General features: G+C 66.3%; 12 protein-coding genes. 3 read left to right on the top strand and 9 right to left on the bottom strand.

Annotation, left to right across the window (positions count from 1 at the left end; translation table 11 throughout):
* Window positions 1–1830, top strand: a complete 1830-nt coding sequence (locus E3T43_RS01550; protein WP_134471075.1) for a bifunctional sugar phosphate isomerase/epimerase/4-hydroxyphenylpyruvate dioxygenase family protein — start codon at window positions 1–3, stop codon at window positions 1828–1830.
* 9 nt (window positions 1831–1839) lie between these two features.
* The gene (locus tag E3T43_RS01545) at window positions 1840–2619 is read left to right on the top strand and encodes an IclR family transcriptional regulator C-terminal domain-containing protein (RefSeq protein WP_134471074.1); all 780 of its coding nucleotides are present in this window, start codon (window positions 1840–1842) and stop codon (window positions 2617–2619) included.
* A gap of 315 nt (window positions 2620–2934) precedes the next feature.
* On the opposite strand, the gene mutM is transcribed toward E3T43_RS01545, so the two are convergent.
* From mutM to E3T43_RS01500, 9 genes are all read right to left on the bottom strand, one after another.
* Window positions 2935–3846 carry a bifunctional DNA-formamidopyrimidine glycosylase/DNA-(apurinic or apyrimidinic site) lyase gene (gene mutM, locus E3T43_RS01540; RefSeq protein WP_134442477.1) on the bottom strand — a complete coding sequence of 304 codons (912 nt, stop codon included), beginning with the start codon at window positions 3844–3846 and terminating at the stop codon, window positions 2935–2937.
* Between the two features lie 5 nt (window positions 3847–3851).
* Entirely contained in the window at window positions 3852–4544 is a 693-nt protein-coding gene (gene rnc / locus E3T43_RS01535) for a ribonuclease III (protein WP_134471073.1), read from the bottom strand.
* Window positions 4545–4577: 33 nt separating this feature from the next.
* Window positions 4578–4781, bottom strand: coding sequence for a 50S ribosomal protein L32 (gene rpmF, locus E3T43_RS01530; protein ID WP_092108959.1), 204 nt, complete (start codon window positions 4779–4781; stop codon window positions 4578–4580).
* 2 nt (window positions 4782–4783) lie between these two features.
* Window positions 4784–5353 (bottom strand): DUF177 domain-containing protein, encoded by a 570-nt coding sequence (locus tag E3T43_RS01525; protein ID WP_241978760.1) that lies wholly within the window; start codon window positions 5351–5353, stop codon window positions 4784–4786.
* Between the two features lie 37 nt (window positions 5354–5390).
* A complete protein-coding gene (locus E3T43_RS01520) occupies window positions 5391–7772 on the bottom strand; it encodes a DUF3488 and transglutaminase-like domain-containing protein (RefSeq protein WP_134471072.1) in 2382 nt (793 codons plus the stop codon).
* Window positions 7765–9141, bottom strand: coding sequence for a DUF58 domain-containing protein (locus tag E3T43_RS01515; RefSeq protein ID WP_134471071.1), 1377 nt, complete (start codon window positions 9139–9141; stop codon window positions 7765–7767). The genes E3T43_RS01520 and E3T43_RS01515 overlap by 8 nt, the downstream gene beginning before the upstream one ends.
* A 3-nt stretch (window positions 9142–9144) precedes the next feature.
* A complete protein-coding gene (locus E3T43_RS01510; protein WP_134471275.1) occupies window positions 9145–10194 on the bottom strand; it encodes a MoxR family ATPase in 1050 nt (349 codons plus the stop codon).
* Window positions 10195–10328: 134 nt separating this feature from the next.
* Window positions 10329–10817 (bottom strand): pantetheine-phosphate adenylyltransferase, encoded by a 489-nt coding sequence (gene coaD, locus E3T43_RS01505; RefSeq protein WP_092449249.1) that lies wholly within the window; start codon window positions 10815–10817, stop codon window positions 10329–10331.
* Between the two features lie 64 nt (window positions 10818–10881).
* Window positions 10882–13125, bottom strand: coding sequence for an ATP-dependent DNA helicase RecG (locus tag E3T43_RS01500; protein WP_134442484.1), 2244 nt, complete (start codon window positions 13123–13125; stop codon window positions 10882–10884).
* A gap of 80 nt (window positions 13126–13205) precedes the next feature.
* Between E3T43_RS01500 and rsmD the strand changes: the two genes are divergently transcribed.
* Window positions 13206–13787 (top strand): 16S rRNA (guanine(966)-N(2))-methyltransferase RsmD, encoded by a 582-nt coding sequence (gene rsmD / locus E3T43_RS01495; RefSeq protein ID WP_134442486.1) that lies wholly within the window; start codon window positions 13206–13208, stop codon window positions 13785–13787.
* Window positions 13788–13830 lie beyond the last annotated feature (43 nt).

Below are 13830 nucleotides of genomic sequence, written 5' to 3'. Positions count from 1 at the left end.
ATGAAGACATCCATTGCCACGGTATGCCTGAGCGGCACCCTCGAAGACAAGCTGCGCGCCTGCGCGTTCGCCGGTTTCGACGGGGTCGAAATCTTCGAGCCCGATCTGGTGGTCTCCCCGTCGAGCCCGGAGGACATCCGCTCGCTGGCAGCGGATTTGGGACTCACCCTCGACCTGTATCAGCCGTTTCGCGACTTTGACGGGGTGACCGAGCCGTTGCTCGCGGCCAACCTGCGCCGGGCCGCGTCGAAGTTCACGATCATGAACCGGCTCGGCATCGATACCATTCTGCTGTGCAGCAACGTGGGCACCGCCACCATCGACAACGACGAGGTCTCGGCTTCGCAGCTGCAACTCCTCGGCACCGTCGCCGCCGACCACGGCGTGAAGGTGGCCTACGAGGCACTGGCCTGGGGCAAATACGTCAACGATTTCGAGCGCGCGCAACGCATCGTGGACCTCGCCGACCACGCAGCCATCGGCACCTGCCTCGACAGCTTTCACATTCTGTCGCGCGCCTGGAGCCCCGCCGCAATCGAGACGATCGCCGCCGAGAAGATCTTCTTCGTGCAGCTGGCGGATGCCCCGCTATTGAGCCTGGACGTGCTCAGCTGGAGCAGACACCACCGGGTGTTCCCGGGCGAGGGCGACTTCGACCTGCCGGCGTTTCTCGCGCACGTCGTGCGCTCCGGGTATCGCGGGCCGGTGTCGCTCGAGGTGTTCAACGACGTATTTCGGCAGGGCGACGAGCGTCGCACGGCCGTCGACGCGATGCGCTCGCTGATCTGGCTGGAGGAACGCACCTCGCTGCTGCTCGCCGAGCAGGGCGTCGAGAGCTATCCCATGCAGCTCACCACCATTCCGCGCGTCGACGACCCGACCGGGTTCGACTTCGCCGAGGTGAAAGCCGAGAACACCCGCGCCGTCGAAGACCTCGCGTTTCAGCTCGGGTTCAGCTTCGACGGCCATCACCGCACCAAACCGGTGCAACTTTGGAGCCAGGGCGAGGCCCGCATCATCATCAACGAACAGCAGGCCCGGCACCTGCAGCCGGGCATCGCTGCGCTCGGTTTCACCGTGACGGATGCCTCCGCTGCCGCCGCGCGCGCTCTCGCGCTCAAGGCGACCGCGGTGCCGCGCCCCAATCAGGCCGGCGAAGAAGTGCTGCAGGGGTTCTATGCGCCGGACGGCACCGAGGTCTTTCTCGTTGACGGCTCGGCGGCGTGGACGCAGGAATTCACCGTGGCCAGGGAGAAGCCGACCGCGCCGACGGTTCAGACGATCACCCACATCGACCACGTGAACCTTGCCCAGGACTGGCAGCACTTCGACGAAGCCGTCTTGTTCTATGAGAGCACCCTGTCGCTCGCCGCGCAGGCGTCAATGGACGTTCCCGGGCCGAGCGGGCTGGTGCGCAGCCAGGTGGTGCGCACCGAAGATGGCCGGGTGCGACTCGCGCTCAACATTGCGCCGCTGGCCGAAGAGCAGGCCGCGGCCTACCCGCAGCACATCGCCTTTGCCTGCACCGACCTGATAGCCGTGGCGCGCCAGGCGCGGCAGCGCGGCCTGAACTTCATGCCGGTTCCACCGAACTACTACGAAGACATCGACGCCCGGTTCGAACTCGACCCGGAGTTTCTGGCCACCCTGCAGGAACTCGATCTGCTATTTGATCGCGACGACCGCGGACACTTTCTGCACTTCTACACCGAAACGGTCGGCAGCCTGTTCTTCGAAGTCGTGCAGCGACTGGGCGACTACGACGGTTACGGAGCGCCGAACGCCCCGGTACGGCTGGCAGCGCAGCATCTGCGCGGCACCCGGCACTGAGAGGCCCCAATGACCGATCATCCCGACTACTTTGTAAAGTCGGTCGAAAAGGCGTTCGCCGTGCTGCTGGCCTTTTCGACCGCGCAGCCCCGGCTGACGATGACGCAGGTGGCGAGCAAAGTTGACGTGAGTCGGGCATCCGCTCGCCGATTTCTGCTGACGTTGACTGACCTGGGCTATCTGCGGGCGGACGGTGGGCAGTTTGAGCTGACCCCGCGGTGTCTCGATCTGGGGGCATCCTTTTTGTCGGCGCTGAGCCTGCCGCAGATCGCCGAGCCACACCTGAAGTCGCTGTCGACGCAGCTGAGCGAGACGACGTCGCTGTGTATTCTCGACGGGCCCGACATTGTATATGTGGCGCGGGTGGCGTCGCCGCGGCTGCTGGCCGTGTCGATTAATGTGGGTACGCGGTTTCCGGCGTGGATCACGTCGATGGGACGCGTGCTGATCGCCGGGCTGGCACCAATGGAGCGGGAGTCCTACTTCGACTCGATCACACTTCAGCACTTCACGGAGCGGTCGATCGCGACGATGGACGAGCTGCGCGCTGAGATCGACCGGGTGGCGCAGAACGGGTGGTCCATCGTGTCGGAGGAGCTCGAAGACGGCCTGCGCGGAGTGGCCGTGCCCGTCTGGCGCTCTGGCCGGGTGGTGGCCGCGGTCAACGTGTCGTTGCAGGCGTATCGGGCCTCGCCCGACATGGTGGTGGCCACGGTCGTTCCGCTGCTGCAGCAGGCCGCTCGTCTGATCGGCGACGACTTCGGCGGCACGGTGCCGGGACGCGGGTAGTTTTCTAACGTCGGATCTGGCGCTCGCGGCAACACGGCAACACGGGCGTTTTGCGACGGATGCCCGTGGCCGGGTTCCCACGGGCATCCGTTTCACCTCGCGCGGGCGCTGCGCCACTGCGCGGGAGGCGCGCGACACCCGCGCACTGGCGCAGATCCCGCGCGAGGCGTCACGCGGGAGTTACGGCCAGACCCGAACTCCCGCGTACTGACGCAGGTCCCGCGCAGCGTGTAGGGCCTCGACTACCTCGGTGCCGGAACTCGGCCAGCGCGAGCCGCCTCGGGCAGCGCCAGCCGCGCAGCGCTACGCAACGGGCTAGCGCAGGCGCTGGCAGCGCGGGCAGAAATGCGAGCCCCGGTTCATGAACTGCTCGCGCACGATCAGGGTGCCGCAACGGGAGCACGGCGTGCCCTGCCGACCGTAGGCCTCGAGGCTGTGCGCGAAGTAGCCGGACTGCCCGTTCACGTTGACGTACTGGGCGTCGAAGCTGGTGCCGCCCTCGGCGAGGGCACGCTGCAGAATGGTGCGCACGGCCGCGAGCAACGTTCTGGCCTTCGCCGCCGACAGCGACGCTGCGGGCTGCTCGTAGTGGATGCGAGCGGCAAAGAGCGCCTCGTCCGCGTAAATATTGCCGATGCCACTGATCAGGTTCTGGTCGAGCAGCGCCCGCTTGATGCCGGTGTTCTTGCGCGCGAGAGCGGCGAAGAAGGCGCTCGAAGCAAACGAGGGGTCGATCGGGTCGCGAGCAATGTGCGCTACCTGCGAGGGAATGCGGTTCTGCCAGGCGGCATCCGCTTGGAGCTGACCCGAATATCCGCCCGGCAGACTGTCACGGGTCGGGCCCATCGCGTCGACGGCCATGCTGCCGAAGATGCGCTGGTCGACGAAATTGACCCACAGCTCGCCGTGGGCCGGGTGTTCCAGCGTCAAGCGGATGCGCAACATGCGATCCTCCGCGGCACCCGGTGTGCGCAGCAGCACCTGGCCGCTCATACCAAGGTGAACGACCAGGGCGCGATCGCTGTCGAGGGGCAACCAGAGGAATTTGCCGCGACGCACGGCGGCGAGAATTCGCCGCCCCGTGAGCTGCTCGGCGAAGGATCCGGCCGCCGGAGCGTGCCGACGCAGGGAGCGCTCGTCGAAGATTTCAACCCCGGTGACGAGAGCGCCGGTGACGGCCGGCTCGAGACCGGCACGCACGACCTCAACCTCGGGGAGCTCCGGCATAGAAGTTAGAGAGCGTTGAGCTGGTCGATTGCGTCACGAGCCGCAGCCATTTCGGCGAACTTCTTGCTGGGGCCAACGCCCTCGGCCGTCACGGCCGAGCCGATGACGACCGTCGCGACGAACACCCTGGAGTGATCGGGGCCACTACCTTCGAGCGTGTAAACCGGGACGCCGACGCCGGCGCTCGCTGCGAGCTCCTGCAAGCTCGTTTTCGGGTCCATTGACACACCGAAGTGGCCAGGTTCAGCGAGCAGTGGCTCGATCAGACGCAGCACGAACGCGGTGGCAACTTCGCCACCGGCATCCAAAAACGTGGCGCCGATGAGCGCCTCAACAGTGTCGGCCAAAATGGACGCCTTGTCGCGGCCGCCGGTGAGGATTTCGCCGCGACCGAGCAGAATGTAGTCGCCCAGGCCGAGGCCGCGGGCAATCTGCGCGAGAGCGGCCGTGGACACCAGGCTGGCCCGACGCTTCGCGAGATGACCCTCGTCGAGGTTCGGGTAGGTGCGGTAGAGCATGACCGTGACGGCTTGCCCCAGAATCGAGTCGCCGAGAAATTCCAGGCGCTCGTTGGTGGGAATGCCGCCGTTTTCGTACGCAAAAGACCGGTGGGTCAGAGCTAGCTCCAGAATCACCGGTTCAATCTGCACGCCGAGGGTCGCCAACAGGGGCGACCGCTCGGTATTAACTCTTTTCATCGACCGAGTTCCGGTCTGGAGAGAAGAGGCGACTTAAATGTCGGCGACTTTACGGCCCTTGTATTCCATGAACAACGGAGTGCCGGTGGAGTCGGTGACAACCTTGGCGCGGTGCGGCAGGCTGTAGACAACCTTGCCGCCTTCCATGGTCTTGACGAGGGTGGGAGGCGTGGCCTTCCACTGCGCGCGACGCGAGTGGGTGTTGGAACGCGACATCTTGCGCTTCGGTACTGCCATGACTACTTCTCTTCTCTGTCTGAAACATGGATGTCCGCATCCATGTCTTTGTCTGTGGAAGCCGTAAACCCCGCAAGCGCTGACCACCGGGGATCGGGCGCATCGTCGGAAACGAGTTCGGGCAGTTCGGCAAGCGGCTGCCCGGTCTCACTGTCAAGACCAGGGCAATCACGCCGACATACCGGCTGGAACGGAAGTGATAACACTACCGCGTCCCGGATCAAAGATTCCAAATCGACATGGTCGTCCAAAATCTCAAACTCGAAGGCTTCCTCCTGAGGATAACCGAAAAGCTCGGCAAAATGAACTCGGACCGGCAGGTCGATGTCTTTCAGGCATCGACCGCACTCACCGAGCGCCCGCGCATAGACCTCGACGCTCACCAGAATTCCCTCGTGCATCGCCTCGAGGCGCAGCTCGGTCGACAGGGTCGACCCGGCTTTCACCGCCACGAGGCCAGCGCCGAGGTCGTCGGGTACGTCAATGTCGAGGTGGCGTTCGTGCATGGTGCCCGGGCGGTTAATGAGGTCACGCACGTCGACCGTGTACGGCGTCTTCTTGAACTTAGTCACGGTCGTAAATTCTACGCTTTCTGCGTGGGTACTCCGTTCAGGGGGCGATCGGGGCGGCTCGACGTTCCCCGCGCAGCACCGCTCCCAGCACGGTGAACAGCGATCGCGGCGCAAACAGGGCTCGCAAACGGATGCCGACACTCGCGCCGACGTGCAGCCCGCGCACCACCAGGGCCAGATCGTCGACGAGGGTCTCCGCTTGGCCCGACGATCGGTCAAACCGGGACCGTTCCACCGCCAGCAGCACTCGTTCGAGCGCTGCCGCCGACGCCGGGTCGAGGGGGCCGAGCCGCTCCAGGCGCACGGCGAACGCGCGCGGAGTCTCGGTGACGCGCGCAGGCACCCCGAGATCGAGACTGGTGTGCTGCACTTCGAGCCAGGCGAGGCTCGCGCCGGCATTTTTGGAGCGGATGCGGCGCACCCGCCAGCGCCGCAGCATCCGTCTCGCCGCACTCGGAACCAGAAGCAGGAGCAGACCCAGTGCGCTGAATCCGACGATGCCGAGCCGGTTACCGGCGTCGGCGGTTTGCGCCGACGCGCCGCGTTCCAGGGCGGAATCGTCGGCGAGCCGATCGGGGCTCAGGCCTGGGGCGTTCGTGGAGCCGGGCGCACCGGGCGCGGTCGACGGCGTGCCGGCATCCTCGGCCTGCTCGTAGTTGGGCACGATGCCCCGGCCAGGCGTCGGCTCGAATTTCACCCAGCCGATGCCGACGAAGTACAGTTCCGGCCAGGCGTGCAGGTCGTGCGAATCAACGTTGTAGCGGCCCAGCCCCTGTTCGAGATCCTGCGACTTGACGCCGGGCAGATAGCCGAGCGACACCCGCGAGGGAATGCCGAGGGTGCGGGCCATCGCGGCCATGGTGGCGGCGAAGTGCACGCAGTAGCCGCGCTTGGCTTCTAGAAACTGCCCGATCACGTCGACGCCGCCGCCGTCGTAGCCGTCCTCGACCGGGGCATCGGTGTCGTAGGCGAAGACGCTGCTGCGCAGGTACTTTTGCATGGCGACCGCCGCGTCATAGTTCGACGTGGTGTCAGCTGTGACTCGCCGGGCCGTCTCCTCGATGATGGGCGGCGGTTCCACCGGCAGTTGCAGGTTGCCCTGCACGCTCGCCGGAAAGTTCGTGCTCGAACTGCGCAGTTGCACGGCCGTTGGCTTGAGCTCCAACGCCGACACCGTGTATTCCTGGCCGAGGGTGTTCGAGGAACGACTGGTAATCGCCCGGGTGCGGCTATCCCAGTACCATCGGCCGCTCAGCCCGTCGATGCTCGTGGCGCGAGCCGGCGCTGGCAGCCATTGGCTGGTGACGCCGTCGATGACGACCGTGGTCGATGCCGGGGCGGTCTCCACGTTGGCGTCGAGACCGAAGGGTCGGGGAATGCGATCGACGGTGTTTTGCACGTCGGCTGCGTCGATGCGCGCCGTCCAATTCAGGCCGATCACTTCGTCGAGGGTCAGCAGGGTGAAATAGGGCTGCTCGGTGCCGGTCGAGGTGTAATGGAAGGCCGGACCGGCCTTGGGCCGACGCAGGTCCTGCCCCAGGTTGATCATCGGGCTAACCCCGCTGCCGAACAGCAAACCGCCGGACCGGGAGGCGACCAGTCCCCCGACAGTGAAGGCCGGGGCGACCGTGCTCAGAATCAGGGCGCCCACAATGGTCAACGATGCCACCACGATGGAGCCGCCCATCGGTCCGGGCCCGCGTGGCCGATCCGACCGAAAGGCGCGGGGCGCGTGCGGTCCCGCCGGTGAATGCCGGGCTTCGTGCACGCGGCCAACGTAGACGTCCACCCGGAGCAGCAGCAGAAAGGCGGCGGCCGCCGCCACGAGTGCGGCGAGATCGGCACCATCCTCAATGATGAAGCCCGGAAACAGCAGCGGCACGAGCGCCACAGCCGCGCCGACGGCCGGCAGGCGCAGGGTCACGGCGAGCAGGTCCATCAGAATAGCGATCAGTCCCGTTCCACCGGCGAGCAGAAAGAGGATGCCGACGGTCACCGCCGCCGGCGTGCTCTGCTGGGCAACTGACTCTCCCCCTGCGGCAATCAACCCGCTGAACGTGCCCACCGTTTGTGGTGTCGGAATGAGCCAGAACAGGCCGGATCCGCCGCCGAACAGCAGCGTCAGAGCGCCCAGCAACACCGCCGTGTTCGCCAACGGAACGACGGCCCGCGGCAGGCCGAGACGGCGGAATACGGAAGAACCCAGCAGCACGGCGCTGGCGACCACTGCACAGACCCACCACCAGGCGGTACCCCGCAGCAGGGGGCCCAGTGCCGCACAGCACACGAGCACCAGCAACAGCTGGGTCAGGGCCAGCGGCCAGCGGGCGGCACCCCGACCGCCCCGCCGGGCACGCGGTCGGGGTTGGGCCGGGGTGACTCCGCGCAGAGCGACCGGCTTCGTCGCCAGGCTAGTCATGAACGGGGCCTCGCTCCCGATTCACGTCGTTCCACACGGTTTCGAGGTCATCGATGCTCGCGACCTCCAGGCAGCGCCAGCCGGCTTCCTGCAGCCGTTCGCGGGCGACAGCGACGACGGTACGTTGCACGAACGCAATGGCGGGATCGCAGTGACGGGCGAGGGCGACGAGGTCGTCGACATCCGCTTCAGACAGGCTGACCAACAGTGCAAAGGTCGGCAGCGATAACTCTGCGCCGCGCAGGGCCGCACGCACCGGCACTCGTCGTGACGCCGCCAGGCGTGCGCTGCGACTTGGCCACGGCACCGGAACGACGCTCGCTAGGCCCTCCAACAGGGCCCGATCGCCGCCGGGGGCACGATAACTGGCCGGCACGTCGCCGTGCAGCCCACCGAGCGTCTGTTCACCGCCCGGCACCAGCTGGCTCGCGCCGAGTTCGATGACTTCGAGCCGGTAGCCTGCGTCTATCAGGTGCACCCCAACGGATGCCGCCAGCTCGACCTCGAGTTCGAATGCGGCCACAAGATGCGGCGGCACCCGACCGGGCCCCAGGCCAGCTGCACCGGCCAGGGTGGTATCGAGCACAATGCGGGCCTCCGGATTGCTGCGCTGTTCCTCCTGCCGCACCATGATTTCGCCGTGCCGCGCTGTGGCCGGCCAGTTCACGCGGCGCAGAGCATCCCCGGGCCGGTACTCACGAGCGATGAGTTCGTCGGAGGTTTGGATGGCCTGGCGCAGCAGTTCCCGAATCGAACCGTCATTGCTGGTCTGGGCCAGTCCCCCGCCGGGAAGGAGCATGACCCGCGGTGTGACGATCAGGTCATGCGGCTCACCGAACAGACGTAGGCCGTGCGCAAAGCCGAACGGGTCGTGGCGGGACACCCCGAGTGGTCCCACCGCGTAGACACCGCGCTGACGCGGTGAGAGTGCGTATTCCAGCCGCACGCTGTCACCGGGCGCGCCTCGCCGACTCACCAGCGGCAGGATGGCGGCGGGCGGCGTATTGATACCGGGCGATGGGGTATCGGCCCAGCGGGCGCCGCTCAACGGCCGCGCCGAGAGGTTGCGCAGATGCAGCGACACGACGCTCTCGCCGCCGGCCGACAGGATCGACGGCCGGAAGGTGCGGGTCACTTCCACCCGCGCCGGTCGCACGGACACATAGCCGACCGCGATGAGCGGCGCCACGATGAGCATGCTGGCCACGAACAACAGATCCCGGCTGTTCACGACGACCGCGTTGGCGAAGATCACGGCTCCGACCATCAGACAGACACCGCCGCGCAGGGTGAGCCGGGAGGTCAACCCAGCGGTGAGCCGCTGCAGCCAAGCCGACCGCTCCGAACCACCTGCCCCGCGCGCGGCCATGAGCTAGGGCTGTCCGGTGGAGCCGACCGGTCTGGCCGGAATCCCGCGTACGGCCGGCCGCACCGGCCCTGACCGCCCCGATGCCGGCACGGCCGTTTTGGGTACAGCGGATGCCGGGACAGCGAACGCTGCTGCTCCCACCGGAACGGGAGTGTCGCCCAGGATTCGGCGCACGATGTCGTCGATGACGGGGCCGCTGTCCTGGTGGTGGTGGCCGAGGGCGCGGCTGGTCGGAACCAGCCGGTGGCCGAGCACCGCCACGGCCAGGGAGTCGATGTCGTCGGGCAGCACGTAGTCTCGTCCGTTCAGGGCGGCCTGTGCCTTGGCCGCGCGAATGAGCTGCAGGGTCGCCCGAGGGCTGGCCCCGAGGCGCAGGTCCCGATCATCGCGCGTGGCGCGCACCAGATTGACGGCATATTCCTTCACGGCGCCGGAGGCGAATACTGCTCGGGCGGTGTGCATCATGTCGCGCAGGATCTGCCCCGAAACAACGGCGGAGATCAGCGCGAGCGGGCTGTTGGTATCCCGCGAGTCGAGCATGGCGAGCTCGGACCCGATGTCGGGGTACCCCATGGAGATGCGCGCCATGAATCGGTCCCGCTGAGCCTCCGGGAGGGCATAGGTGCCCTCCATCTCGATCGGATTCTGGGTGGCGATCACGGTGAACGGCAGCGCGAGCGGGTAGGTGACGCCGTCGACGGTGACCTGGCGTTCCTCCATCGATTCGAGCAGCGCCGACTGAGTCTTTGGGCTCGCCCGGTTGATTTCATCACCGATGACGATGTTGGCGAACACCGGCCCTGGCTTGAACTCGAAGCGACGTTCGGCCTGGTTGAACACCGAGACGCCGGTCACGTCGGAGGGCAGCAGGTCGGGCGTGAATTGGATTCGCCCGACCGTGCAGTCCACGGAACGAGCCAGCGCCTTGGCGAGCATGGTCTTGCCCACACCGGGAACGTCCTCGATCAGCAGGTGTCCCTCGGCCAGCAGCACGGTCAGGGCAATCTGCACGGCATCGTGCTTGCCGTCGATGACCGTCTCGACGTTGCGCATGATCGCGCGCCCGGCGGCCTGAAGCTCGCTGAGGTCAACGCCCGACTCGGTGGTGAACGGCGCAGTCCGGAGCTGCGCGGTGTCGGCTGGTGGAACCGACGCTAAGTCCTCAGAGGAGCGAGCCGGCTGGCGGTTCATACCCGCGACCGCTCCAGATACTGTGCCACGGCCCGCGGCACATACGGCGAGACGTCGCCGCCGAGGCCGGCCACCTGACGGACCAGCGAGCTGGAGACGTGGGCGTTGGCCGGATCCGGCAAGAGGAAGACCGTCTCCACGGCGGCCAGGTTGCGATTGACAATCGCCATCGGCGTCTCATAAGCCACGTCCACCTGAGAGCGGATGCCTTTCACCAGCACGCTGGCACCGACATCCATGCAGTAGTCGACGAGCAAGCCCATACTCCAGCTGGCGACCACGATGTTGGTGGGGAGTCCGGCTTCTTTGATGGCCTGTTCCAGCAGCGACACGCGCTGACTGATCGGCAACAGGGCCGATTTGTCGGGGTTGTGCACCACAAGCACATGCAGCTCGTCAAACAGGCCGGCCGCGCGATTGATCACGTCCAAGTGGCCCAGTGTGACGGGGTCAAATGATCCAGGGACAACGGCGATCCTGCGCATGCTCACACCCTACTGCCAGAGACTGACGGTGCGCTGCCTGGTCGTGCGCTTCTAGTGGGCATATTCAGCCTTTCACGAGCCAGGTGCGCTCGGATTCGTTCAGTCGACGGGCAATCGCCTCGCGCAGGGCCGGGTAGGTGCGGATGCCCGGATCCCCCGAAACGAGATGGAAGGCGGCTTGTCGCGCCTCGGCAATCAGGTCGCCGTCCTCGGCCACCCGAAGAAAACGCAGGGACGTTCCCTCGCCGGATTGCATATCGCCGAGCACATTACCTTCCCGGCGGAGCGCCAAATCGAGTTCGGCGAGTCGAAAACCGTCGAGGGTCGCGGCGACATCACCGATGCGCTGGCGGGAGGGCGAGCCGGTGCGGGAGTTGGTGACCAACAGGCACAGCCCGGGCACACCGCCACGTCCGACCCGACCGCGCAGCTGGTGCAGTTGGGAGACGCCGAAGCGTTCAGCGTCGAGCACGACCATGGCCGAAGCGTTGGGCACGTCAACGCCCACCTCGATGACGGTCGTCGCGACGAGAACGTCGATCTCACCGGCGGCAAAGGATTGCATGATGCGATCCTTTTCCTCGCTCGTCATGCGCCCGTGCAGGGCCTCGATGCGGTACCCGGCCAGGGGCGCGAATCCACGCAGCCTCTCGTGCACGGTCTCAACGTTGGCGAGCGGAGTCTTCTTGTCGTCCTCAGACGCGGGTGCCAGTTCGGCGTCTTCTTCAACCTCGGCGGGCGAAATTGCCGGGCAGACCACGAATCCCTGTCGCCCTAGAGCGAGCTCTTCGGCGAGCTTGGTCCAGATGCGCTGGAACCAGTCTGGGTGATCGGCCAGCGGCACGACGATGCTCGTGATGCCCTGGCGCCCGGCCGGCAAAATGCGGATGGTACTCACGTCGAGGTCGCCGAACACCGTCATGGCAATGGTGCGGGGAATCGGAGTGGCCGTCATGACGAGAACGTGCGGTGGCTCGGCGCCCTTCAACCGCAGGGTTTCCCGCTGCTCGACGCCGAATCGGTGCTGTTCGTCAATCACGATCAGCCCAAGGTCGAAAAACGTCACGGTGTCGCTGAGTAGCGCGTGGGTGCCGATCACGATGCGGGACTGGCCGGACACTGTGCGCAACAGGGCCTTGCGCTTCTGCGCGACTGGAAGTTTGCCGGTGAGCAGGGTCGGCATGAGTTCGGCCGCGAGATCGGGGCCGAGCAGGGTCGTAATCGACCGCAGATGTTGCCCGGCCAGCACCTCGGTCGGGGCCAACAGAGCCGTTTGGCCACCGCTGTCGGCCACGGCGAGCATTGCCCGAAGCGCGACCACGGTCTTGCCCGAACCGACCTCGCCCTGCAGCAGGCGGTTCATCGGGCCGGACTGGGACATGTCGCCTGCGATCTCGACCGCGCAGATCTCTTGGTCGACCGTGAGCACGAACGGCAGCGCGGCGTCAAAACGTTCGAGGTACCCACCCGGCGTTGGTACCCGCGGGCGGGTGCGACGCTCCCTGGCCAGGCTGTGCCGCTGCATCAGGGCGCACTGCAGCACCCAGGCCTCGGTGAACCGAAGGGTGTTTTGGGCGGCCATCCATTCGGCCGGATTGTCGGGGCTGTGGATCCAGCGGATGGCCTCGGTGTGGGTCAGCAGGCCGTGTTCGGCCCGCAGATCGTCGGGAACAGGGTCCGGCAAAGTGTCCATGCGCCGCAGGACAAGATCGATCATGGTCTGCAGACTCCAGCTGGTCTCCGAGGCCGTTGCCGCGTAGATCGGAATGAGCGGCTTGCGCCTCAGCCGAACGGACGGATCGTCACGGGCCTCTTCTTCTTCACTCTCAAAGGTCTTGTACGCCGGGTTCGCCAGCTGGCTCTGGCCCTGATACCTACCCACCTTGCCCGAGAAACTGCCACGCAGACCGGGACGCAATTGGTCAAGCCGCCACTGTTGGCTCTTCTTACCGAAAAAAGTGAGGGTGAACTCGCCCCCGCCGTCAGAAATTACCACCTCAACGATCGTGCCCGGCTTCGACGACATGCGACGTTCTCGAACCGAAACGATATCGGCGATGACGGTGATGTTGGCTCCGGGCGTGACCTGATTCAGGGGCCGGAGCACCTCGCGGTCGGCGTAGTCGCGCGGGTAATGGCTCAGCAGGTCACCGACGGTCTCCATGGCGAAGGCCTTGCGCAGCGCGGTTGCCCTGGCCGGGCCGAGGGCGATCTTGAGGGTGGTGTCGAGGGTGAGCGGTTCGAGCTCGGGCGCCGGCAGAGAAGCACCATCGAATTCGGGGCCATGGGCAGCACTCGAACCGGTCATGGTTCCATGGTAAACCGGGCCTCCGACATTGCGTCGTGTGCGGCCACCCGGGAGCGGCTGCGGCTAGGCTCGGGAGGGTTATGACGCGAATTATTTCCGGGTTTGCCGGCTCTTTGACCCTGGCCGTTCCCAAGTCGGGCACCCGGCCCACGAGTGATCGCGTACGGGAAGCTATTTTCTCGGCCCTCGACTCGCGGGACGCCGTCGACGGCATGCGTGTGCTGGATTTGTACGCTGGGTCGGGCGCCCTGGGCCTCGAGGCTGCCAGTCGCGGAGCGCGCGTAGTGACGCTGGTCGAGAACAGCTACGGCGCGGCGGCCATGTGTCGCAAAAACGGCGAGGCCGTACAGCGGTCTGCCCCGAAGGGCACCGACCTGAAGATTGCGGTCTCCTCGCAGGCGGTCCAGTCGTTCTTAGCCGCTACGAAAGAGGGCTTCGACGTCGTATTCATCGACCCTCCGTATGACCTCAGTGAGATTGAGCTGGGCCACAATTTGAGCGCGCTCGCCCCGTTGTTGGCCGACGACGCGCTCGTGGTACTCGAGCGCAGCTCACGCTCGCCCGAGCCGGAATGGGGTACGGGACTCAAGCTTGAACGCCGCAAGGACTATGGCGATACGACCGTCTGGTACGCGTCGCCCGTCGAGCAGCCTGCGCCGTAGTTCGAGCGACGGCCAGCACGATTCTCGTACCGGGCGCCGTCAC

It is taken from the genome of Cryobacterium sp. Hh7 (genome assembly GCF_004403155.1).
GTDB lineage: Bacteria > Actinomycetota > Actinomycetes > Actinomycetales > Microbacteriaceae > Cryobacterium > Cryobacterium levicorallinum.
This window is presented reverse-complemented; position numbering and strand designations above follow the sequence as displayed.

What these genes read in the sequence shown, in the direction of transcription:
- E3T43_RS01550 (WP_134471075.1), top strand. Translation starts at nt 1, where the DNA reads ATGAAGACATCCATTGCCACGGTATGCCTGAGCGGCACCCTCGAAGAC.
- E3T43_RS01545 (WP_134471074.1), top strand. Translation starts at nt 1,840, where the DNA reads ATGACCGATCATCCCGACTACTTTGTAAAGTCGGTCGAAAAGGCGTTC.
- mutM (WP_134442477.1), bottom strand. Translation starts at nt 3,846, where the DNA reads ATGCCGGAGCTCCCCGAGGTTGAGGTCGTGCGTGCCGGTCTCGAGCCG.
- rnc (WP_134471073.1), bottom strand. Translation starts at nt 4,544, where the DNA reads ATGAAAAGAGTTAATACCGAGCGGTCGCCCCTGTTGGCGACCCTCGGC.
- rpmF (WP_092108959.1), bottom strand. Translation starts at nt 4,781, where the DNA reads ATGGCAGTACCGAAGCGCAAGATGTCGCGTTCCAACACCCACTCGCGT.
- E3T43_RS01520 (WP_134471072.1), bottom strand. Translation starts at nt 7,772, where the DNA reads ATGACTAGCCTGGCGACGAAGCCGGTCGCTCTGCGCGGAGTCACCCCG.
- E3T43_RS01515 (WP_134471071.1), bottom strand. Translation starts at nt 9,141, where the DNA reads ATGGCCGCGCGCGGGGCAGGTGGTTCGGAGCGGTCGGCTTGGCTGCAG.
- E3T43_RS01510 (WP_134471275.1), bottom strand. Translation starts at nt 10,194, where the DNA reads ATGCGCAACGTCGAGACGGTCATCGACGGCAAGCACGATGCCGTGCAG.
- coaD (WP_092449249.1), bottom strand. Translation starts at nt 10,817, where the DNA reads ATGCGCAGGATCGCCGTTGTCCCTGGATCATTTGACCCCGTCACACTG.
- E3T43_RS01500 (WP_134442484.1), bottom strand. Translation starts at nt 13,125, where the DNA reads ATGACCGGTTCGAGTGCTGCCCATGGCCCCGAATTCGATGGTGCTTCT.
- rsmD (WP_134442486.1), top strand. Translation starts at nt 13,206, where the DNA reads ATGACGCGAATTATTTCCGGGTTTGCCGGCTCTTTGACCCTGGCCGTT.